The organism is Marinomonas sp. HM11-D, from assembly GCF_057626615.1.
Map to the genome: position 1 here is coordinate 57,385 of NZ_JBMMKT010000003.1, position 22,835 is coordinate 80,219.

Annotated in this window: 22 protein-coding genes; 6 read left to right on the top strand and 16 right to left on the bottom strand. The window is 47.3% G+C overall.

The features are described 5' to 3' along the window. Positions 1 to 10: 10 nt before the first annotated feature. From nqrM to ACOSVP_RS04850, 8 genes are all read right to left on the bottom strand, one after another. On the bottom strand, positions 11 to 244 hold the full coding sequence (nqrM, locus tag ACOSVP_RS04815) for a (Na+)-NQR maturation NqrM (protein WP_487346355.1): 234 nt from the start codon (positions 242 to 244) through the stop codon (positions 11 to 13). Between the two features lie 18 nt (positions 245 to 262). After that, entirely contained in the window at positions 263 to 1,279 is a 1,017-nt protein-coding gene (locus ACOSVP_RS04820; RefSeq protein ID WP_487346356.1) for an FAD:protein FMN transferase, read from the bottom strand. Positions 1,280 to 1,352: 73 nt separating this feature from the next. Further along, the gene (gene nqrF, locus ACOSVP_RS04825; protein ID WP_487346357.1) at positions 1,353 to 2,579 is read right to left on the bottom strand and encodes an NADH:ubiquinone reductase (Na(+)-transporting) subunit F; all 1,227 of its coding nucleotides are present in this window, start codon (positions 2,577 to 2,579) and stop codon (positions 1,353 to 1,355) included. Positions 2,580 to 2,621: 42 nt separating this feature from the next. Beyond that, the gene (gene nqrE, locus ACOSVP_RS04830) at positions 2,622 to 3,230 is read right to left on the bottom strand and encodes an NADH:ubiquinone reductase (Na(+)-transporting) subunit E (RefSeq protein WP_487346358.1); all 609 of its coding nucleotides are present in this window, start codon (positions 3,228 to 3,230) and stop codon (positions 2,622 to 2,624) included. Beyond that, complete coding sequence (locus ACOSVP_RS04835) at positions 3,231 to 3,893, bottom strand: NADH:ubiquinone reductase (Na(+)-transporting) subunit D (RefSeq protein ID WP_487346359.1); 663 nt, start codon at positions 3,891 to 3,893, stop codon at positions 3,231 to 3,233. Positions 3,894 to 3,895: 2 nt separating this feature from the next. Beyond that, positions 3,896 to 4,693: a Na(+)-translocating NADH-quinone reductase subunit C gene (locus ACOSVP_RS04840; protein WP_487346360.1), complete on the bottom strand. Its 798-nt coding sequence runs from the start codon at positions 4,691 to 4,693 to the stop codon at positions 3,896 to 3,898. Further along, complete coding sequence (locus tag ACOSVP_RS04845; protein WP_487346361.1) at positions 4,686 to 5,882, bottom strand: NADH:ubiquinone reductase (Na(+)-transporting) subunit B; 1,197 nt, start codon at positions 5,880 to 5,882, stop codon at positions 4,686 to 4,688. The genes ACOSVP_RS04840 and ACOSVP_RS04845 overlap by 8 nt, the downstream gene beginning before the upstream one ends. 3 nt (positions 5,883 to 5,885) lie before the next feature. Then, positions 5,886 to 7,223: a Na(+)-translocating NADH-quinone reductase subunit A gene (locus ACOSVP_RS04850; RefSeq protein ID WP_487346362.1), complete on the bottom strand. Its 1,338-nt coding sequence runs from the start codon at positions 7,221 to 7,223 to the stop codon at positions 5,886 to 5,888. Between the two features lie 401 nt (positions 7,224 to 7,624). On the opposite strand from ACOSVP_RS04850, the gene folX reads away from it, so the two are divergent. Genes folX through ACOSVP_RS04865 form a run of 3 tightly spaced genes read left to right on the top strand, consistent with a single transcriptional unit; the run spans position 7,625 to position 12,117 of the window. Continuing rightward, positions 7,625 to 7,987, top strand: a complete 363-nt coding sequence (gene folX, locus ACOSVP_RS04855; protein ID WP_487346363.1) for a dihydroneopterin triphosphate 2'-epimerase — start codon at positions 7,625 to 7,627, stop codon at positions 7,985 to 7,987. A 12-nt stretch (positions 7,988 to 7,999) separates the two neighbouring features. Continuing rightward, positions 8,000 to 11,401: a transcription-repair coupling factor gene (gene mfd / locus ACOSVP_RS04860; RefSeq protein ID WP_487346364.1), complete on the top strand. Its 3,402-nt coding sequence runs from the start codon at positions 8,000 to 8,002 to the stop codon at positions 11,399 to 11,401. After that, positions 11,398 to 12,117, top strand: a complete 720-nt coding sequence (locus ACOSVP_RS04865) for a hypothetical protein (protein ID WP_487346365.1) — start codon at positions 11,398 to 11,400, stop codon at positions 12,115 to 12,117. Before mfd ends, ACOSVP_RS04865 begins: the two co-directional genes overlap by 4 nt. Before the next feature lie 58 nt (positions 12,118 to 12,175). Here ACOSVP_RS04865 and sohB read toward each other — a convergent pair whose 3' ends face one another. Next, complete coding sequence (gene sohB, locus ACOSVP_RS04870; protein WP_487346366.1) at positions 12,176 to 13,201, bottom strand: protease SohB; 1,026 nt, start codon at positions 13,199 to 13,201, stop codon at positions 12,176 to 12,178. 182 nt (positions 13,202 to 13,383) lie between these two features. Here sohB and nhaB point away from each other — a divergent pair, with 182 nt between their 5' ends. Beyond that, a complete protein-coding gene (gene nhaB, locus ACOSVP_RS04875; RefSeq protein ID WP_487346367.1) occupies positions 13,384 to 14,889 on the top strand; it encodes a sodium/proton antiporter NhaB in 1,506 nt (501 codons plus the stop codon). A 73-nt stretch (positions 14,890 to 14,962) separates the two neighbouring features. On the opposite strand, the gene dnaQ is transcribed toward nhaB, so the two are convergent. Genes dnaQ through ACOSVP_RS04890 form a run of 3 tightly spaced genes read right to left on the bottom strand, consistent with a single transcriptional unit; the run spans position 14,963 to position 16,879 of the window. Further along, entirely contained in the window at positions 14,963 to 15,697 is a 735-nt protein-coding gene (gene dnaQ, locus ACOSVP_RS04880) for a DNA polymerase III subunit epsilon (protein ID WP_487346368.1), read from the bottom strand. Further along, positions 15,694 to 16,137: a ribonuclease HI gene (gene rnhA, locus ACOSVP_RS04885; RefSeq protein ID WP_487346369.1), complete on the bottom strand. Its 444-nt coding sequence runs from the start codon at positions 16,135 to 16,137 to the stop codon at positions 15,694 to 15,696. Before rnhA ends, dnaQ begins: the two co-directional genes overlap by 4 nt. A gap of 4 nt (positions 16,138 to 16,141) precedes the next feature. Then, a complete protein-coding gene (locus ACOSVP_RS04890; RefSeq protein WP_487346370.1) occupies positions 16,142 to 16,879 on the bottom strand; it encodes a methyltransferase domain-containing protein in 738 nt (245 codons plus the stop codon). Positions 16,880 to 16,961: 82 nt separating this feature from the next. Here ACOSVP_RS04890 and gloB point away from each other — a divergent pair, with 82 nt between their 5' ends. Both gloB and ACOSVP_RS04900 read left to right on the top strand, forming a co-directional pair. Next, positions 16,962 to 17,741 carry a hydroxyacylglutathione hydrolase gene (gene gloB / locus ACOSVP_RS04895; RefSeq protein ID WP_487346371.1) on the top strand — a complete coding sequence of 260 codons (780 nt, stop codon included), beginning with the start codon at positions 16,962 to 16,964 and terminating at the stop codon, positions 17,739 to 17,741. 58 nt (positions 17,742 to 17,799) lie between these two features. Continuing rightward, positions 17,800 to 19,443: a lytic transglycosylase gene (locus ACOSVP_RS04900; protein ID WP_487346372.1), complete on the top strand. Its 1,644-nt coding sequence runs from the start codon at positions 17,800 to 17,802 to the stop codon at positions 19,441 to 19,443. Between the two features lie 72 nt (positions 19,444 to 19,515). On the opposite strand, the gene ppnP is transcribed toward ACOSVP_RS04900, so the two are convergent. From ppnP to ACOSVP_RS04920, 4 genes are all read right to left on the bottom strand, one after another. After that, entirely contained in the window at positions 19,516 to 19,800 is a 285-nt protein-coding gene (gene ppnP, locus ACOSVP_RS04905; protein ID WP_055461226.1) for a pyrimidine/purine nucleoside phosphorylase, read from the bottom strand. A gap of 62 nt (positions 19,801 to 19,862) precedes the next feature. Next, entirely contained in the window at positions 19,863 to 20,750 is an 888-nt protein-coding gene (gcvA, locus tag ACOSVP_RS04910) for a transcriptional regulator GcvA (RefSeq protein ID WP_487346739.1), read from the bottom strand. Positions 20,751 to 20,826: 76 nt separating this feature from the next. After that, entirely contained in the window at positions 20,827 to 22,161 is a 1,335-nt protein-coding gene (locus ACOSVP_RS04915; protein WP_487346373.1) for a DEAD/DEAH box helicase, read from the bottom strand. A 69-nt stretch (positions 22,162 to 22,230) separates the two neighbouring features. Beyond that, entirely contained in the window at positions 22,231 to 22,779 is a 549-nt protein-coding gene (locus tag ACOSVP_RS04920) for a DUF1285 domain-containing protein (RefSeq protein WP_487346374.1), read from the bottom strand. Positions 22,780 to 22,835: the final 56 nt, after the last annotated feature.

The following is a 22,835-nucleotide window of genomic DNA, read 5'->3' on the forward strand; positions in this document are numbered from 1 at the left end:
ATTACCTCATCTATTTTGTAGCGTCATAAAACTGTTCGTCTGAGACTTTAGCAGCACGTGCTTTTTTTGTTTCCTTTTCGCACTTTCCTTTGTCGCCGCCACAAATATCACAAGCAACCTCCATACCTAGGGCACTCATACCACCACAAGATCCAGAAATCGGCTTACGCCCCATTAGAACACCTACAGCCATGGCAACCACCACGGCGATCATTAATACAAAAGCTATAAGAATCGTTGACATAATTTACCTCTCATCAGCTTAGTTAGATAAGTAAGGCTGGAAGGCTTCGGAGTACTGCTCCACGAAACCTAAGTCTTCTTTCACCAACATGTACGCTGCAATATCATTGTCTTGTGCAAATTTAAGGCCCGCTTCAGGACCTAACACGGTAATAGCGGTTGCCAAACCGTCTGCACGGGTAGTATTGGAATCAATCACTGTCACGGACACCAAACGATGCGTAATAGGCTTGCCAGTGGTTGGATCGATCGTGTGCGAGTAACGCACACCATTTTCTTCAAAATAATTACGGTAATCACCAGAGGTCGCGATGGCCACATCATTCGCCTTGATCACGCGCTCAGCAACATTATGACCACCCGCTGGACTCTCAATACCGACCACCCAATTACTACCATCTAGCTTGCGGCCAGACGCAGCAATCTCACCACCCACCTCTACAAGGTAGTTGCTGATGCCCGCTTGTTTCAAGGCACGTGCCACTTGATCTACACCATAGCCTTTGGCAATGGAAGAAAGGTCCACGTATACATCACGGGATTTAGTCAGCTCATTACCGTCCAGCTTCACATAGTGGTAGCCCACTTGCTCCTGGGCCGCTGCAATATCCGCATCTGACGGCACTTGGTCGTTGTGCTTACCTGGGCCAAAGCCCCATAGATTAACCAGTGGTCCTACTGTGACATCATATTTGCCACCCGTTAGTTCACTGATTTTCAGCGCCTCGCCCAACACATACACCATATCATCGGATACGGTGACACTCGTGCCGGCCGGCTGCTTATTGAATTCTGAAAGTTCTGAAGCTGGATCGTAAGTCGACATTAGCTTGTTGACGTGCAGCAACACAGTGTCCACTTCAGATTTTAGCTGTTCAAGCTTTGGCGCATCCGCCGTTGTGGTGTACTTAACCGTATAAGTCGTGCCCATGGTTGGGCCAGAGAAGCTAACGAGCTCAGGAGTAAATGAAACTGCTTTAAACAAAATGGTGACTAAAACAACCGCCACTAAAGCCAGCAATAATTTGTTTTTCATAGGTACCCAACAGATTTTTGAGGAAAGAAAAACAAAGACCCACCGAACTGGTGGGTCTGTGTTTCATTCAGTGCTAGCCACCAAAGTCGTCAAGAAGGATGTTCTCTTTCTCAACGCCTAAGTCTTCTAGCATTTTGATGACAGACGCGTTCATCATTGGAGGTCCACACATGTAGAACTCACAATCTTCTGGTGCTGGGTGATTCTTCAAGTAGTTTTCAAACAACACGTTGTGGATGAAGCCAGTCTTACCTTCCCAGTTATCTTCTGGTTGTGGATCAGACAAAGCTAGATGCCATTCAAAGTTGTCATTTTCTGCTTGCAGTTGATCGTATTCTTCTGTGTAGAAGGCTTCACGCAAACTACGTGCACCGTACCAGAAAGACATCTTACGCTTAGAGTGTAGACGTTTTAGCTGGTCGAAAATGTGCGAACGCATTGGCGCCATACCCGCACCACCACCGATGAAGACCATTTCAGCATCAGTGTCTTTAGCGAAGAATTCACCAAATGGACCGTATACTTTGATCTTATCACCTGGTTTCAGGCTGAATACGTAAGAAGACATCTGACCTGGTGGCACATCGTCTTTACCCGGTGGCGGTGAAGCGATACGGATGTTGAATTTCACAACGCCCTTCTCTTCTGGGTAGTTCGCCATTGAGTAAGCACGGATGATCGGCTCGTCCACTTTAGAAACGAATTTCCAAAGGTTAAAGTGATCCCAGTCGCCACGGTATTCAGGTTGAATATCGAAGTCTTTGTAGTGCACAGTGTGCGCTGGCGCTTCAAGCTGCACGTAACCACCGGCACGGAAGTTAACGTGTTCACCTTCAGGTAGACGCAGTGTCAGCTCTTTGATAAAGGTAGCAACGTTCGGGTTAGACTCAACCGTACATTCCCAAGCCTTAACACCAAATACTTCTTCCGGTACTTCTACGTCCATGTCTTGCTTCACAGCAACCTGACATGAAAGACGGTAGCCTTCTTTCTCATCACGACGAGTAAAGTGAGATTGCTCTGTTGACAGCATAGAGCCACCACCAGACAAAACCTTACATTTACACTGTGCACAGGTACCGCCACCACCACACGCTGATGATAGGAAGATACCGCTGTTTGCTAGGGTTTGTAGAAGCTTGCCACCAGCAGGTGCCGTTACTTCTTTTTCCCCATTAATACGGATTGTTACGTCACCACTACTTACTAGGCGGGCGCGAGCGAACAAGATAATCGCTACTAACGCCAGCACGATAGCGGTAAACATCACAACACCTAGAATAATTGTATCTAAGTCCATGCTCGTTTAACCTTTTTTCTTGGTTGTCTTACTGTGCAGCGATTAAAGCTGCACACCAGAAAATGACATGAAGCCCAAGCTCATCAGACCAACGGTGATGAACGTAATACCTAGACCACGAAGACCCGCAGGCACGTCTGAGTATTTTAGCTTCTCACGGATACCAGCAAGGGCCGCAATCGCAAGCGCCCAACCAATACCTGCACCAACACCGTAAACCAAACTTTCAGAGAAGTTGTAATCACGTTCAACCATGAACAATGACGCACCCATGATGGCACAGTTTACAGTGATCAGTGGCAAGAACACGCCCAGTGCGTTGTATAGCGCAGGCATGTACTTATCCAAGATCATTTCCAAAATTTGTACGATCGCTGCAATAACACCGATGTAGCTCAACAGACCCAAGAAACTAAGGTCAACATTTGGCAGACCTGCCCAATCCATCGCACCTTCTTTCAGAAGGTTTTGGTATAGCAGGTTGTTCACAGGAACTGTTACCGCCAATACGATAACTACGGCAATACCAAGACCGATGGCTGTTTCCACTTTCTTAGACAGTGCTAGGAAAGTACACATACCAAGGAAGAAGGCCAATGCCATGTTTTCGACGAAAACTGCCTTAATAAAAAGACTAATTAGGTGTTCCATTTATAGGGCCTCCTGCGAACGAGAGTTTTTAGCGATCTTGAACTCTGGCTCTTCAACTTGCTCTTTCTTGTAAGAACGTAGTGCCCAGATAACTAGACCGATTACGAAGAAAGCACTTGGTGGAAGAAGCATCAAACCGTTTGGCTGGTACCAGCCACCGTTTTGAACCGTCTCGAATACAGGAACACCAAATAGTTTGCCCGCACCTAGAAGCTCACGGAAGAAACCAACCACCATCAGCATCGCGCTGTAACCTAGACCGTTACCGATACCATCTAGGAAGCTCATTGCTGGGCCATTTTTCATGGCGTAGGCTTCAGCACGACCCATTACGATACAGTTAGTAATGATCAGACCAACGAATACCGAAAGCTGCTTACTGATTTCGAAAGCAAACGCTTTAAGTACCTGATCCACCACAATTACCAACGAGGCAATGATGATCATCTGAACGATGATACGAATGCTGTTTGGAATGTGGGCACGAATAATCGCGATAAAAAAGTTAGAGAACGCAGTTACAAGCGTTAGGGCAATCGCCATAACCAAACTTACGCTTAAGCTACTTGTTACCGCTAGAGCAGAACAGATACCTAGGATCTGTAGTGCAATTGGGTTATTCGCGAGAATCGGTCCAAAGAGGACTTTTTTCACTTCAGACATGCTTACACTCCTTCACTACGCAGCTTGGCAAGGAAAGGACCGAAGCCATCTTCACCCAACCAGTAATGAACCAAGTTCGTTACACCGCGGCTTGTCAAAGTCGCACCAGAAAGACCATCTACTTTATGAGACGCTTGCGGATCGTTGGCATCAACAGAACCTTTCACTAGGCCAAGAACAGCCTCGCCTTGCTCATTGTAAACTTCTTTACCTTCCCAAAGCGCCTTCCAAGCTGGGTTGTCAACTTCTCCACCTAGCCCAGGGGTTTCGGCTTGCTGGTAGAAACCAAAGCCAACCACTGTTGAGAAATCGCCTTCAAGCGCCATGAAACCGTACATAGTTGACCATAGGCCGTAACCGTGAACAGGCAGAATGATACGCGCTTTTGCATTGTCGTCTTTTACCACGTAAACCGTTGCAAAATTCGCACGACGCTTAATGCTAGCAGGGTCTTTGTCACCGCTTAGGGCAACTGACAGTGCAGGATCTTTTGACGCCGCTTGCTGGTTGTACGAGTCAACAGACACGCCCGCTGCTGCAAGCTCTTCGTCCGTTGCAAAACGACCTTCAGCAACATTTACCAAACGCTTTTCAACGTTTGCGAATACCGCGTCAACATTTTCGCCAGGCTGAAGCATTTGCGCAGCCGCAAGGATGTTACGCTTACGGTCAAGATCTTTGTTAGCTTGCTGAATTGGCTTAAGACCAACTGCGGCACCCGCAACAAAGATTGAACACACCAAACAAAGTGCTACGGCAACAATGATGGTTTTTTTGATGCTATCGTTACTGCTAGCCATTGCGAGCAATCCTCCGTTTGATGTTTGCTTGCACTACGAAGTGGTCGATGAACGGAGCAAACAAGTTAGCGAACAAGATTGCCAACATCATACCTTCTGGGTAAGCCGGGTTAACCACACGGATCAAGACGACCATGACACCGATTAGGGCACCGTAGAACCACTTACCACGGTTCGTCATAGACGCTGATACTGGGTCAGTCGCCATGTACATCATACCGAAGGCAAAACCACCAATAACTAGGTGCCAGTACCAAGTTGTTGCAAACATTGGGTTGGTATCAGAACCAATGGCATTAAATAGTAGCGATGTTGCCACCATACCTACCATGACACCCGCAACGATACGCCAAGAAGCGATCTTCATGATCAATAACGCACCACCGCCAATCAGGATTGCAAGGGTAGAAGTCTCACCCATAGAACCTTGAATGAAGCCGAAGAACGCATCAGACCATGAAACAGAAAGTGCCTCTACGCCACCTGCAGCCATTTGGCTCAATGCAGTCGCACCAGAGAAACCATCTACCGCTGTCCATACTGCGTCACCCGACATTGAAGCTGGGTAAGCGAAGAATAGGAACGCACGGCCAGCAAGCGCTGGGTTAAGGAAGTTTTTACCTGTACCACCAAACACTTCTTTACCAAGCACCACACCAAAGGTGATACCTAGCGCAACTTGCCATAGTGGAATCGTTGCTGGAAGAGTTAGCGCGAACAGGATAGAGGTAACGAAGAAACCTTCGTTGACTTCATGCTTACGCACAGCGGCGAACAATACTTCCCAGAAACCACCGACAACGAAAGTCGTTAGGTAAACTGGCAAGAAGTACATCGCGCCATAAATCATGTTATCCCAGATGCTGTCTACGTTGTACGCAGTCAATGCACCGATAACACCTTGACGCCAAGTGTCAGCCGGAGCCACACCCATTGCGTCCATTGCCATATTAGCTTGGAAGCCGGTGTTGTACATTGCAAAGAACATTGCAGGGAATGTACACAACCACACAAGGATCATGACACGCTTCATATCAACCGCGTCACGTACGTGAGAACCGCCTTTCGTTACACTGCTAGGACGGTAAAGAATGGTATCCACTGCTTCGTAAAGCGCGTACCACTTCTCGTATTTGCCGCCTGAATGAAATTCAGGCTCCATTTTATCTAGAATATTTCTAAGACCCATGGATTAACCCTCTTTCTCAATCGTTGTGAGACAGTCACGCAGAATTGGGCCGTATTCGAACTTACCAGAACAAGAGTATGTCATCAGTGACAAATCTTCTTCATCCAGCTCAAGGCAGCCTAGTTTCTGTGCCTGCTCAGTGTCGCCTACTACCAAAGCGCGCAATAATTGAGTTGGAAGAATATCCAACGGCATCAAACGCTCAAAGTTACCAAGAGGTAGCATAGTACGATCACTACCGTTAGTCGTTGTGGTCATGTTGAACAAAGACTTGCCTGTTAGTTTTGAGATAAACACGTTCAATACAGAGTGTTTTTCAAAACCAGCGCGCAAGTAGTGCATCACTTGACGTTCACGACCTTCAGCAAGCACAACCACTTGAGAATGGTAACGACCTAGGTAAGCGTATGGACCAGTCGCTTTACGACCAGACAACACGGAACCCGAGATAATACGGTTATCACCTTCTAGCAGTTCACCGGCAACCAATTGATTTAGGTCCGCACCAACAACTGTACGTAGCAAACGTGGCTTAGAAACTTGTGGACCGCCAAGGGCGATAACACGAGTCAATTCTAATTGACCGTTTACGAACAGTTCACCAATCGCTACGACGTCTTGGTAATCAACCGACCAAACCGTTTTCTTGTCGCTAACTGGATCTAGGAAATGAATATGCGTGCCAGCCAAACCTGCAGGGTGCTTACCAGAAAACTCTGCTACAACCACATCAGAAGTCGTTGGAATTTTGCTTTCAGGCGCTTTACACAGGAATACTTTGCCTTCTGTCAAACGTGTTAGCACAGTCAAGCCATCAGCGAATGCTTCTGCTTTGTCTGCCAACACAACAGCAGGATCTGCTGCAAGAGGGTTCGTATCGATAGCTGTCACGAAGATTGAGTGAGGAACTGAATCAACTGCAGGAACTTTAGAGAAAGGACGAGTGCGAAGCGCTGTCCATAGACCTGACTCAACAAGGTTTTCTACTACCTTGTTACGGTCTAGAGACTTAAGCTCTGACCCTGAGTACTTTGGAAATTCAACGGCGTCATTACCTTCAACCTTAATGACAACCGACTGTAGCATACGTCGTTCACCGCGATTAATCGCAGCAATGGTACCTGAGGCTGGGGCGGTATACTTTACTCCTTCCGTTTTCTTATCCGTAAAGATAACCTGCCCTTTTTTGACCTTATCACCTTCCGCAACCAACATGGTAGGTTTCATACCATGGTAGTCAGGACCGATGACCGCAACCGATTTCGCGGTTGGAGCATCCTCAATCACCTGATTGGGAGCACCGCTGATCGGCAGATCTAGGCCTTTCGTAATTTTATACATATGTTCTGCCCAACAAAAATTGAACACCAAAGCGTACCTACGCTACTGGACCAAATCCCCTCCGGGAAAGCATTTTGGCCCTCGCCACCTAAAAAGGTAGTTTTATAACGTAATATCACTTCACCGAAAAAACCGTCGTATTATAGAGGTCATTGCCTTCGTTGACTACTCTTGGACGGTTCCTTTACCCATAGTGAATGGGCAAAAATAAAGAAATACTAACTATAAGCGGCGTTTATTTTAGTGATTGCGACTGGAATTTTTGTATTTTTATTACAGAAAGACATGTCTATAAACTTTACTATTTTTTCCCAGCTTGTTTATGCTTCGATGGTTGCGGCAACGAAACTAACGCGACAAAATAGCTTCAAGGCACTTACATACTTTTAGGGACACACGTTATGTCATATGCAGCTCAGATACGTATAAAAGATTTGCGCCTACGTACCTACATTGGCTTTAACGATGAAGAACAAAAGAATTTACAAGACGTCGTCATTAACGCCTTGATCGAATACCCTGCTGAACTGGCCTGCAGCAGCGACGATGTCAGCCATGCAGTCAATTACAAAACTCTTTGTAAACAGATGATTGCCCATGTGGAAAACCACCGTTTTTTACTACTTGAAAGTCTGACTTCACAACTGCTTGAGATCTGCTTAGCACCAGAGCAAGTCAGTTACGCAGAAGTAGAAGTAGACAAACCTCACGCATTGCGTTTTGCCGATTCGGTATCCTTTCGCTTAGCCAAACATAAATCATAATTAGCCTGACCAATGACCACACAACACTCTTTAAATTTTGCCGCGGGTTTTAAAAACTTTCTCGACAGCCACAACCTTAGTCATAAGGCGAAGCACATTGTCGATGTTGCCCAGGCACAAAAAAAACCTTTGCTTTACATTGCCGCCAGCGCTACCGAGCTAAACGAAATAGAAGACAACATTCGCTTTTTCATTGGCGATGACACCCCCGTGCTACGCTTTTCAGACTGGGAAACCCTACCCTACGACAGTTTCTCACCGCACCAAGACATCATCTCAGATCGTTTAAACACCCTAGCGCAGATTCGCGACCTCAGCTCTGGTGTCATTTTAACGACGATTTCCTCGGCGCTAACACGCATTTGCCCAGAAGAGCATATTGACGCACAACGCTTTGAATTAAAGCTGGAACAACGTCTAGCCCAGAAGCAACTGATTGATCGCCTTAGTAATGGCGGCTATTTAAATGTGGAAACCGTGACCACCCATGGTGAATTCGCCGTACGTGGCGCCATCATGGACGTTTACCCTATGGGGGTCGCCAATCCAGTTCGTGTGGAATGGTTTGATGATGAAATCGAATCGATCCGCTGGTTTGACGTGGACTCACAGCGTACCATTGAAAAGGTTAATGAAATCAAAATCCTGCCAGCCCGTGAGATCGCCACGACGCAGCACGGCATTACCGGATTTCGTAAACGTTTTCGTGAACGGTTTGACATCGATCCATTGAGCAGCCCGATCTACCAAGACGTCACCGAAGGCATTATCCCTGGCGGCATTGAGTACTACTTGCCGCTATTTTTTGAGCAAACCGGCACTCTATTTGATTACTTGCGCGGCGAGACATTGATCCTGCGTAATGAGCAAATTAACGAATATGTGGGCGCTACCCTACTCGACTATAAAACGCGCCATGAATCATTGGCCTACGATGTGCAAAGGCCTATCCTAAAGCCCAGTGAACTCTGTTTAGAGGAAGGGGAGTTTTTTGCCAAGCTAAACCTGTTCCCTGGAGTGGTCTTTAAAACCGATCGGGCGCCAGAAGCCGCTTTGCCCGAGCTCACTGCAGAGAATCAAGGCCGCGCTAGTTTTACCAAACTAACGGATTTCTTGGCTCAACAGGCTCAAGCCATTTTATTGGTGGCAGAATCGGCTGGTCGCCGTGAAGCATTGCTTGAGCTTTTACAAGACGCCAAGATCAAACCGAAACAATGTGCCAATTGGCAAGCGTTTGAACAACAAGACTCTGGTGTTTTCATTACCGAAGGCCGACTCTCTCACGGTTTTAAACTGCCGCAGCAAATTGTTATTTCTGAAAGTGATTTGCTTGGTGAACGGGTCACCCAATCCCGTCGCCGCAAAGCCTCCAACATTGACGAAGATGCCATCATTCGCAACCTAACGGAATTGCGTATGGGCGCGCCTGTTGTACACATTGATCATGGTGTTGGACGCTACTTAGGCCTAACCAATTTATCTATAGACGGGCAAGAAACGGAGCTGCTAACCCTTGGTTATGCCAACGACGCCAAGCTGTATGTACCGGTTTCATCGTTACAATTGATTTCACGCTACACTGGTGCCGATGAAGAACATGCGCCTTTGCATAAACTAGGCACAGATAAGTGGAGCACTGCGAAGCAAAAAGCGGCGGAAAAAGCCCGCGATACCGCGGCGGAGCTTTTGGAAATTTACGCTAAACGCGAATCCAAACTGGGTCACGCCTTTGCTTCCCCCGACGAATCCTATAAACAATTCGCCGCCGGCTTCCCATTTGAAGAAACCCCAGACCAACAGCTCGCCATTGATGCTGTGATTCGTGATATGTCTTCTAAGAAAGCGATGGATCGACTGGTGTGTGGTGATGTGGGCTTTGGTAAAACCGAAGTGGCCATGCGCGCGGCCTTCCTTGCCGTACAAGATGGCAAACAGGTCGCCGTATTGGTACCCACTACTCTATTGGCGCAGCAACATTATGATAACTTCTGCGACCGCTTTGCCGACTGGCCTGTGCAAGTAGAATTACTGTCTCGCTTCCGCTCTGGCAAACAAACCAGCGCCGCCATTGAACGCATCAAAGAAGGCACCGCGGACATCATCGTGGGTACCCACAAACTCATCCAAGGGGATATTGATTTTGCCAACCTAGGCCTAGTCATCATCGATGAGGAACACCGTTTTGGTGTGAAGCAAAAAGATCAATTTAAAGCTCTGCGTGCTGAAGTGGATATTTTAACACTCACGGCAACGCCCATCCCACGTACGTTAAATATGTCACTCAGTGGCATTCGCGATCTTTCGATTATTGCTACGCCGCCAGCCAAACGCTTGTCGGTGAAGACCTTCGTTAAGCAAAAAGACACCCATCAAATTCGCGAAGCCATTTTGCGTGAGCTGTACCGTGGTGGTCAGGTGTACTTCTTACACAACGAAGTGCAATCCATTGAAAAAGCTGCCGAAGATCTTAAAGAATTGGTACCAGAAGCACGCGTGATCGTCGGCCATGGCCAGATGCGCGAGCGAGAACTGGAACAGGTAATGGCTGATTTCTACCACAAACGTGCCAATGTTTTGGTTTGTTCAACCATCATTGAAACCGGTATCGACGTGCCTAACGCCAACACCATTATCATTGAGCGTGCTGATAAATTTGGCTTAGCCCAATTACACCAGCTACGTGGTCGCGTGGGTCGCTCACACCACCAAGCGTATGCTTATTTGCTAACCCCTAATGATCGCAAAGTCACGCCAGACGCAGAAAAACGCCTAGAAGCCATCAGCATGGCCGACACACTTGGCGCTGGCTTTACGCTAGCGACCCATGATCTTGAAATTCGTGGTACGGGTGAATTGCTGGGCGAAGGTCAAAGTGGCCATATTGAACACGTAGGCTTCTCCTTGTTTATGGACATGCTCGATCGCGCGGTGAAATCTCTGAAAAATGGCGAATCACCGGACGTGGACATCAGCTCACCACAGCAAACCGACATCAACCTACGTATCCCAGCTCTGATCCCAGAAGATTATCTGGGCGATGTACACATGCGCCTAATGCTGTATAAACGCATCGCCAGCGCCAAAGATGATGAGCAACTGAAAGAATTACAGGTTGAGATGATCGACCGCTTTGGTCTATTGCCAGACGCCACCAAGAACCTCTTCCGCCAGACTGCACTGAAATTTAAAGCGGAAGCACTTGGCATCAATAAGATTGAAGCGAACCAGCATGAAGGTAAGATCTACTTTAAGAGCAACACACCGGTAGATCCGATGAAGTTGATCACCTTAATTCAAACCAAACCCGAACAATTCAAACTGTCGGGCTCGGATACGCTACGATTTATTGCTAATATGCCCAACGCAGATGAGCGTTTTACTCACACACTTAAAACATTGGAACAGTTACATTGAAAACATTTCCACTTTTTATTCTAGGACTACTGTCTAGCGCCTACCTTCAGGCCAGCAGTCTAAACCTAGACAACATTGACCTAAACAAAGCACGTGCCTACCAAGCCTACGTGATGACGTTTGAATGGCCAAAAAATGTCAGCTCAGAAGACGTTGAGTACAAAGATCTCTTTTCTTTAGAGGGCATTAACCGCTTTGGTTCAAGTGGCAATAACAGCGCTCCCAGCGGCGTTTCGAATCCATTTGCTAAGTTCCAACGCACACTGAATAGCCGCACCCATGTGTTGAGCAATAATTCATGGACCCTGATCTTCCCAGATACAGGCACGTCAATTTCACATCGCATTCAAAGCAGTGATCAGGAAAATGGCTATGCCACCTTTACCGGACAAGTCACTTTTACGCTAAATCGCTATTTGGAAAGCAACTTACGCTACCAGCATTACTTGTTTGGCCATCCCGCTGTGGCTCAAGAAACGGCTCAGTCGGCGACTGCGACACCATACGGCAGCGCAAACACAACGCTAGTGACACAAGAAACTTACCCCTTGCAACAGGCAAACTGGGACGGTCCGACTCAAGTATTGTCACTACAGTTTCGCAATAAAACCGCGAGCCAAAAGCTAAACTATGTGGATCACCCAGTGATTGGTACCTTAATTTACTTTGAGCCACTGGATTTAGAGCAAGCCATCGACCTGGCTTCACAACGCTAAGCCCGCTCGACATAAGACAAAAAATCCCGCTTGATGCGGGATTTTTTTGGTGAAGAGATTAGAAGCCGCGATGATTGAGCACTTTAGACAGCCAACCGGTCGCCTTTTGCTCCACGGCGGATAACACACCCAATCCCAGTCGCTCCGTTAATGCCTTCGGCTCACGGAAGCTCACCTGCAACACATCGAAATCGTGGTAATACTGCTCTAGGTAAGTATCACTGGTCATGATTTTATCGGCCAATTTATTCTCAATCGCCTCAGAACCATACCAGGTTTCGCCCGTTGCAATCGCTTCAATGTCTAATACAGGACGATTCTGGGATACGAAACGCTTAAACAGATCGTGAGTGTCTTCTAGATCTTGTTTAAATTTCTCACGGCCTTCTTCTGTGTTTTCCCCCAGCATAGTCAAAGTACGCTTGTACTTGCCTGCGGTATGCAGCTCCACATCAATGGTATTACGTTCCAATAAACGGTGGATATTTGGTATCTGTGCCACCACACCAATGGAACCCAAGATCGCAAACGGTGCCGCAACAATCTGATCCGCCACACAGGCCATCATGTAACCACCGCTCGCCGCCACCTTATCAACTGTTACTGTCAAAGGAATACCGCGATCACGAATACGCTGCAGTTGAGAAGCAGCTAAGCCGTAGCCATGCACCACACCGCCTGGGCTTTCCAAACGCACCACTACTTCATCATCAGTGGTTGCCACACTCAATACCGCAGTGATTTCTTCACGTAAAGACTGCACCGCCGAGGCTTTAATGTCCCCATCAAAGTCCAATACATAAATGCGCTTCTTGGTATCCCCCTCTGGAGCACTTTTTTGCAGCGCTTTTTTGTGTTTCTTGTCTTCTTTATGCTGCTTTTTCAGTGTTTTCTTATCGAATAACTGTTTGCTCAGCTCACTTTTCATCGCCTGATAGCCATCATTCAACTTGGTAATTGATAAATGACCGGCTTTACGCTGCTTACTTTTACCACTGGCAATCACGGAAAGGATCAACAGTATGATCAGGGCGATACTTAAAAGGCGTATTAAAAAACCTGCGTAATCCGTTAAAAACTCCAATACAAACTCCTAAACTGCTCTATATTTATGTACATCTCCGGCTCAAGATAATAGAGCCAGTTAGCCATAAGACAACCGATAATTGTCCGTTCGTTGACTTTTTATGTCGCTCTTTTGCATTCATTTACTTAGTATTTCCTCTTTAATATAAGCCAGCGGCAACCACAAAGGAGCGCATTTGAATGAAAGCGTCATTTTCGCAAGCTTTCGGCAATAACTTTTTAGGGTCTTCTCCACTTTGGTATAAGCAAGCCATTATTGCGTTTCTTATCCTCAACCCGATTGTTCTAATGTCCATGGGGCCATTCGTTACTGGCTGGTTATTGATCGTTGAGTTTATCTTTACTTTAGCCATGGCGTTGAAATGCTACCCATTGCAGCCCGGTGGTTTGTTGGCGATTGAAGCGGTATTGCTTGGCCTTACCAGCAGCGAAGGTGTGTACCATGAAGTAGAAGGCAATATCGAAGTCATTCTATTGCTGATGTTTATGGTCGCCGGCATCTACTTTATGAAGGATATGCTGCTGTTTATCTTCAACAAGCTACTGATTCGTATCCGCTCAAAAGTGGCTATTTCCTTAGTGTTTAGTTTCGCGGCTGCGTTGTTGTCCGCTTTTCTTGATGCACTGACCGTAACCGCCGTTTTAATCAGCGTTAGCGTGGGCTTTTATTCGGTGTACCACAAGGTGGCATCAGGCCAATCCAACAACAATGCTCACGATCACAGCGGCGATGATCTGATTTTGCCTGTGAACCAAGAAGATCTAGGACAGTTCCGCGCTTTTCTACGTAGCTTGTTAATGCACGGCGCAGTAGGTACCGCACTGGGTGGTGTCTGCACCTTAGTAGGTGAACCACAAAACCTGTTGATTGCTCACGTAGCGGGCTGGGACTTTGTTGAGTTCTTTGTTCGTATCGCCCCAGTCTCTATGCCGGTACTCGTCATGGGTCTGTTGACGGTGGTCGTGTTGGAAAAAACTAAGTGGTTTGACTACGGTGCTAAACTGCCTGAAAACGTGCGTAATATTTTAAAAAGCTTTGCCGATGAAGAAGCGTTAAAAAGCAATGCTAAGCACAAAGCACAATTGGTGGTACAAGGTATCGTGGCCATCATTTTGGTGTTGTCGTTAGCTTTCCACGTAGCGGAAGTGGGCTTGGTTGGCTTGATGATCATTGTTTTACTGACGTCTATGAATGGCATTACCGAAGAACACCGTATCGGTCATGCCTTTGAGGAAGCACTACCGTTCACAGCGCTACTAGTGGTGTTCTTTAGTGTGGTATCGGTGATTCATACACAACACTTGTTCCAGCCGTTTATCGATATGGTATTGCACTTCCCTCAAGATATGCAGCCAATCATGTTCTTTATCGCCAATGGTCTACTATCTGCCATCAGTGACAACGTGTTTGTGGCAACGGTTTACATCACAGAAATCAAAGCCGCGTTAGACGCTGGGATCATTAGCCGTGAGCACTTTGATCTATTGGCTATTGCGGTGAACACTGGTACCAACTTACCCAGTGTGGCAACCCCTAACGGGCAAGCAGCCTTCCTATTCTTGCTAACCTCTGCGATCGCACCACTGTTGCGTTTGTCTTACGGCAAGATGGTTTGGATGGCATTGCCTTACACCATCGTTTTATCCGTCGTAGGTGGCATTTCGGTCGTTTATCTAGCGATGTAAACTTTCGATCTCGCAATAAAAAACGCCAAGCATGACTGCTTGGCGTTTTTTTAATCTGCTTTCGATAACAGCGTTATTCTGCGGACTCGGCTAACTCTGGATTATCCAGTTTACGCCACAACGACAGACCTGATTTTTTATCAATCAAATCCAAGCGTTCATTATGACTCGCAAGCTCTGTATCGCTCGCTTTCAACACCTTCAAGCGTGGACGATCAGCGGAAATACGACGCACCGCTAAACGGTCTTCTTCACTGTCATCCCCATCACCGCCAAATCCCCCCATGGTGATCTGACCACCGGTCATCAGCAAATAAACGTCGGCTAGGATCTCCGAGTCGAGCAAGGCGCCATGTAGTTCACGATGGGAGTTATCAATACCATAGCGACGACATAGGGCATCTAGGTTGTTTTTCTGCCCTGGGTGTTTGCGACGGGCATACACCAAGCTATCAAACACCGTGCAGATATCGGCTACTTTGGGGAAATTACCCAACATGGAGAACTCATGATCGATAAAGCCCACGTCGAAGGGGGCGTTATGGATAATCAGTTCAGCACCTTTAATGAAGTCGAGAAACTCTTGGGCTACCGCCGCAAATTTTGGCTTGTCCGCCAAAAACTCATTGCTAATACCGTGGACGTTAAACGCCTCTTCTTCGACTTCACGCTCTGGATTGATGTAGACATGAAAGTGGCGATTGGTCAGTTTACGCCCCACCATTTCCACGCAACCGATCTCAATGATACGGTGGCCTTGTTTTGGGTCGATACCCGTCGTTTCTGTATCTAGAACTACCTGTCTCATGCACGCGCTCTCAATTCTTCAATGCCTTGGTTGGCCAGTTCATCAGCGATTTCATTGCCTTCAATGCCGGCATGGCCTTTTACCCAGTGCCATTGTACTTGATGCTTTTGACACATCTCATCCAGTTGCTGCCAAAGATCCTGATTTTTAACCGGTTGCTTTGAAGCGGTTTTCCACCCCTTACGTTTCCAACCCGCCAACCATTCGGTGATACCCTTTTGCACATAGGAAGAGTCGGTGTATAACGCCACCTTGCAAGGTTCTTTTAACGCTTTTAACCCTTCGATCGCGCCCATCAACTCCATACGATTGTTAGTGGTATCCTGCTCGCCACCGCATAATCGTTTTTCATGGGCACCAAAGGTTAACCACGCACCCCAACCGCCAATGCCAGGATTGCCTTTGCATGCGCCGTCGGTATAGAGCGTTACTTCTTTCATTAAACTACTTAATCTCTTTTATGGTCGGTTTCGTTAATGGCGGCACCCGCACCTTGGTGGCTTTCCAACGCGGTTTAAGGGGAATGTACCGTCGCGTCTGTTTCGTCACCGTCATGACATAGACACCACCTAACGGCAGCTTAAGCGCTTTTATGCCTTTGCCAAGCCAATCGCTACGCTGACGCCATTTACTGGATTTAAACGGCATATCGTAATCAATAAACTCAATATTTTCGAGCGTTAATCCCGCTACCTTGAGCCAATCCTCAAGGCGTCGATGGGAAATAAAGCGTGCCGACCACGGCGCTCGAACCCGTTTGGAAAAGGAACGACGAATTCCCCAAAAGCTAAACGGATTAAAACCAATGATGATCAGTTTACCGCTTGGCAACAGAGTTCGCGCCACCTCATACAAATCGCGGTGCGGATCTTCCGACAAGTCCAAGGTGTGATGCAGCACAATGGCATCAATACCATCGGACTCCAACGGCAGTTCACTCATAGAAGCCACTACCGTCGCGTGGCTGGCACCGAGCTCTAACACCGGTGATAAGGCAATGGTTTCGCGAATACGGTGGTTATGAAACGCAAGCTCTCGCAGGGGTGATTGCTGCACCAAATAGTAGCCCACCATATGATCAAGCACTCGCTCGACATGATCATGCTCTTCATTTAGCAAGCGCTGACCCAATTCGGTGTCGTACCAATCTTGGAATAATTGTCTTGATTGGTTATCCAACATACAATGCACTCTTTCGTCATCTGACTGGTCAACAAATAATGGGCCAGTCCATTTATTAATATTTAAACATAACGTTGGGCATATGACATTTTTTCCGTTACCGGCATTTAATGACAACTATATCTGGATCACTAAAGACGACACGCAAAAAACCATATGGGCAGTGGATCCTGGCGACGCCCAAGTCGTTATCGATTACTGCCATAACCAGCAAGTGACCCTAGCAGGGATTCTGATCACTCACCACCACAAAGACCACACAGGTGGCGTTGAGGCACTGAAAGCACAATTTCACTGCCCAGCATACGGGCCAGAATCTTTAAGCCCTGCCTTGGTGACACATCCTTTAAGACAAGGCGATAGCGTAACCGTTCAGCAAACCGAGTTTATGGTGTTAGCAACACCTGGACACACACTGGACCATTTGTGCTACTTCGCAGAACCCGCTGGGCAAAACCCGATCTTGCTCTGTGGCGATACTCTATTCCGTGGCGGCTGTGGCCGACTGTTTGAGGGAACACCGGCGCAAATGCTAAATGCCATGACGCGACTGCGTGAACTTCCGCAACACACACAGGTCTATTGCACCCACGAATACACGCTTGCTAACTACCGCTTTGCGTTAGCCATTGATGGCACCAACCAAGCATTGATTAGCGCGAACAACGAAGCACAAGAACTTCGTGACCAAAATATCCCGACGATACCTTCAAGTATTGCTCTGGAAGTACAAACCAACCCTTTCATGCGTTTTGATTGGCAAGAAGTAGTCGTAGGTGCGGCTGCCCTTCTAAACGAAGAACCCGCGCAAGATTTAATCAATGGATTCGCGCAGATCCGCCGTGCAAAGGATGGCTTTTAGTTGACCTCTATTGGCTAATCCTTAGAATGCAGGCAAATATATAAAAAATGTGAGCAGAATGACTAAACACTTACTCATCGCCCTACTTGCGGGCAGCATCCTTACTGGCTGTCAGTCCATGACTCAACAGCCAGCGGATATTGCTGAAATCGACGCTGAGAACGAGGCCATTGGCGCTCCAGAAGCTGACGCAAACGACGTCGACTTCATTGATACAGTCAAACCTGTTCGCTCAGATGAAGCAAAACTCATTGCTAAGAAAAGCAATGTTAAAATTGACGCAAACCTTCCACCAGAGGACCTATGGGACCGCATTCGTGCCGGTTACAAGTTCGATCTAGAAGTGGACCAGCCGCGCCTTAAGTCGCAGTTGCGTTGGTTTAGTACTCACCTAGCCTACCTTGACCGTGTATCGAAACGTGGCGAGCGCTACCTTCATTACATTGTCGAAGAGCTAGAAAAAGAGAACATGCCACTTGAGATCGCGCTGCTGCCGATTGTAGAAAGTGGCTTTGATCCATTCGGTTACAGCCATGGTCGTGCCTCAGGCCCATGGCAGTTCATTCCCTCTACAGGTCAAATGTATGGCTTAGAGCAGAACTGGTGGATCGATGGTCGTCGTGATATTAAGTTATCGACTCAAGCAGCGATTACTTACCTAAAGCGCCTAAATGAGATGTTTGACGGTGATTGGCTGCATGCCCTAGCTGCTTACAATTCGGGTGAAGGCACAGTGATGCGCGCCATTCGTAAGAATAAGAACGCTGGCGAGCCAACCGATTTCTGGAATCTAGACCTGCCAGCCGAAACTCGTGCATACGTACCTAAACTGCTAGCTTTGGCTAAAATCATGAAAGATCCAGCCAAGTACGATTATGAAACCTATTTCATTGCTAACCAACCTTACTTTGAAGAAGTGAATGTGGGCGGTCAAATCGACCTAGCGCAGGCGGCTGAAATGGCCGATGTTAGCGTGGATGAAATTTATCTACTCAACCCAGCTTACAACCAGTGGGCTACGGCGCCTGATGGCCCGCATAAGCTGTTAGTGCCAATCGACTCAGCAGCTGCGTTTCGTACCAAGCTAGCGCAATTGCCAGCGAAAGAGCGTGTCTCTTGGATTCGTTATACAGTTCAAGCAGGTGATAACCTTGGCGGTGTGGCGCGTGACCACAACACCACGGTGCCAGTACTAAAGGACATCAACAAAATTTCCACTAGCTTTATTCGTGTCGGTCAGCAACTGATGATCCCAGTAGCGGGTCAGAGCGCTGCGAACTACACATTGAGCTCACATCAGCGTTTAGCGAAAAAGCAATCGCGTTCACCCAGCTCAAACCGCATCAAGGTGAATTACACCGTTGAAAGCGGCGACAGCCTTTGGAGCATTGCACAGAAGTACAACACTGACTCAAAAACCCTAGCAAGCTGGAACAGCATGGGCCTTGGCGATCCTCTGCTGCCAGGTAAAAAACTATCGGTTTGGATGAAGCCTGATACCAGCAAGAGTAAGAGCCCTGCTCGCTCAGTGGTGAAACGTGTGGTCTACACCATCCGTTCTGGTGACTCTCTAGCCATGGTGGCGGACAAGTTCAATGTGAGCGTGAATGAGATTCGCAAATGGAACCCTAAGGTGAGTCGCAAGAAATACGTACAACCAGGCGACAAGGTAACACTGTTAGTCAACGTGGTGGGCGGCTAAGCCTTCACTTTCGACAAGCAATAAAAAAGAGGTCAATCGACCTCTTTTTTATTGCTTGAAATAATCAAACGATTATTCGTAGCGGCACAAGTAAGCTGTAGTTTCTGTTACTTTCACGCCGAACTTTTGGTTTGCTTCAACGATAAACGTTTCGCCTTTAGCAAACGTTTTCCACTCAGTTTCACCTGGTAGAAGAATCGTTAGCGAGCCAGACACAACGGTCATGTATTCGCGCTGAGATGTACCGAACTCGTAGTCACCGATGCTCATTACACCAACGGTAGAAGTACCTTCTGCGTTTTCTAGCGCGATAGACTTCACGGCATCATCAAAATAGCTATTTACTTGTAGAGACATAAACACACTCACTGTGGTCAAACACGGCTAGCAAGCTAGCCCACTTTAAAATGGCTGATCGCTCAGCCGTCATTCATTTCTTCAATGATCCATTCTTTAAACGCTGCCATAGCAGGCGTCAAAGCACGTTTCTTTTCAAATACTAAGTAGAAGGAGCGATTGGTATCCAACTGCTTATCAAACAGCACTTGCAGTTGGCCTGAGTCGATCTCTGGAGTCACCAAGCTAATATCCGCCAGCGCAATCCCCAGCCCTTGAGCTGCCGCACCAGCGGTTAAAGAACCACTGGAAAACATCAAACCACGGCGAAACACTTTCGGATCTAGATCGTTTTGCACCAACCAATCATGCCACTCATCACTGCGCTTACTGACGTGCAACAGCGGGTAAAAACGCATGTCTTCCGGCTCATTGATCGGCTGATTCGGCTTAATCAATTTAGGTGAACACACCGGCGCCAAGCGAATTGGACGCAAGTAATGAGCTTCCACCTCCGGCCATTCGCCATTACCGAAATACACCGCCATATCGATTTCTCCAAGGGAAAAATCGATCAAACCCATAGATGAGCGAATCTCAATTTCAATGTCTGGATAACGCGCTTGAAAACGCTCCATACGTGGCATTAACCAGCGCGTGAGGAAAGATGGTGCCACCGCTAGTCTCAACGAGCCCGCATGCTGGGCACTCTTCAAGTCGGCGGTCGCTTGCTCTAGTTGTTGGAAGATTTGCTTGATCGGCTTGATGTAATTCTCGCCGGCCTCGGTGAGCACGACTTTACGCTTGGTACGTCGAAACAGCTCGATGCCTAAAAAGCTCTCAAGTCCTTTAATCTGATGGCTAATCGCCGAAGGCGTGACATTGAGTTCCTGGGCAGCTTTGTTAAAACTTCCATGACGTGCTGCGGACTCAAAACACTTCAACGAATTTAAAGGCGGTAATCTGTTAATAGCTCACACTCCAACACAATAGAAACGCCCTTCACGGGCGTAAACATGATGACCAAAGTCGTCGCTCAGAACCTTTTTACGAATCTGACTGAGTGGTTTTCTTTGGTAAACGAAACGGTTCAAAGCCTTGTTGCTCATTATCGTGGAACACCACTTTCTTACGAGCTGCCGGCTTCTGCTGTGCTTTAGGCGCTTTGTTCTTAGTAGGCGCTTTTTGTTTAGCTTGTTTCTGCGGTGCGCGCTTTTGGCTAATGCCGGTAAAGGTCGGCTCTAACCCAGCAACCGTAGAGATCACAAACGTACGCTTTAAATACTCTTCTACTTCTTTAAAGTTAAACCAATCCTTCGGCCCCACCAAAGAGATCGCATCCCCTTGGAAACCAGCACGACCGGTTCGGCCAGTACGGTGAACAAATTCTTCTGCAGGTTTTGGAATATCAAAGTTAAATACATGGGAAACACTTGCAATATCAAGGCCACGTGACGCCAAATCGGTACTCACCAAGACATTAAATTTACCGCGAGCAAAATCATCCATCACTTTAGAACGGGCGCTTTGGGACATATCACCGTTCAAACTGCCTGTTGTTAGACCCCAGGTCGCTAATAGCTCCGCTAAGCGTACGGTATCTTGCTTAGTCGCGGTAAAGACGATGGCTTGTTTGAAAGTAAGCGTTTCTAAAAAATGCTGAAGTAACGCTTGTTTGTGATCAAGGTGATCACACAAGTAGACATGCTGTTTGATGTCTTGGTGCTCATCTTGACTGTGGCCAATCGCCACACGCACTGGCTCGTACAGCAGTTCTTGCGCCAATTCATTGACTTCCGTGTTATCCAAGGTCGCCGAGAAAAACAGCGTTTGGCGACGACGGTGATTGGCGGCATCATTGATCACACGTAAGTCTGCCGCAAAGCCAAGATCCAGCATACGATCCGCTTCATCTAAGATCAGCATTTCTAAGCCTTCTAGAAACACATGACGTTGTTTCAAGTGATCGGCCATACGACCTGGCGTTGCCACAACGAAATGCGGCTCCTTTTGAAAGCTTTTGTGCTGATCATTAAAGTTCTCGCCACCTAGCACTAGAATAGAGCTGAAGCGAGTACCGGCGATTAAAGTACGCAAAGTAGCGTACACTTGCTTTGCCAACTCACGGGTTGGTACTAAGATCAATACGCGTGGGTCACGCTTAGCCAACGCCTTACGCGTGTACAGGCGATGCACCGCAGGTAAAAGGTACGCTAAGGTTTTCCCTGAGCCCGTTTTCGATGACGCCAAAAGGTCTTTTCCAGCCATCGCCTCTGGAATCGCACGTGCCTGAATTTCAGTCGTGTGCTCAAAGCCAAAGTGGCCAAAAGACTTCATCAGTCGGCTGTCTAAATCAAACTCAGAAAATAACAATCGCTTCACCTTAATACATGTAATTTTTCGGAGTCGTATTATAGCGTAGCGGCTCTCGAATCGGACACCATAAATACGCTACATTTCGTGAAAAGTACCTAACGTATAGGCTTTACCGGCACTGACCAGCTGCACCAGCATGCTTTCTTCAGTCTCAACGACTATGGCTTGCTCGACCAATTGGTAGAAGACATTTCGATGAAAACTTGCCCACATCCCATGGCGCACAGAGGCGTAGGGCAATAACGCATCAGCTCGTTCAAATAATTTAATATCACTATCCACTCCTAAGGTCAGCACATCGTTGGTTTTGGTATAGAATCGCCACAATTGGCGGCCTTGGTCATCGAGACTTTGTTCGTAACGCACAATATGAAACGGAGCGTCTTCGACCTGAATGCGCACCTTTTCCCCAGGCGTCACCAAAAAGTAGTCATCTCCTTCGCGCCATAGAATACGGCTAAACAAGGTGACCATTTTTTCCCGTTCAATCACACCACCTTCATGCACCCAATCACCATTGGCTTTAATGATCAGGTCCATATCGCCACAGTGCTCAGGATGCCAAGTGTCTACTGGTGGGTAGCCATCTGTTTGAGCAATGGGCTCCAAATTGATACGGGACATGAAATATTCCTAATACAGCAAATTAACGACGTTCAACTCAACTACAATATTATTCA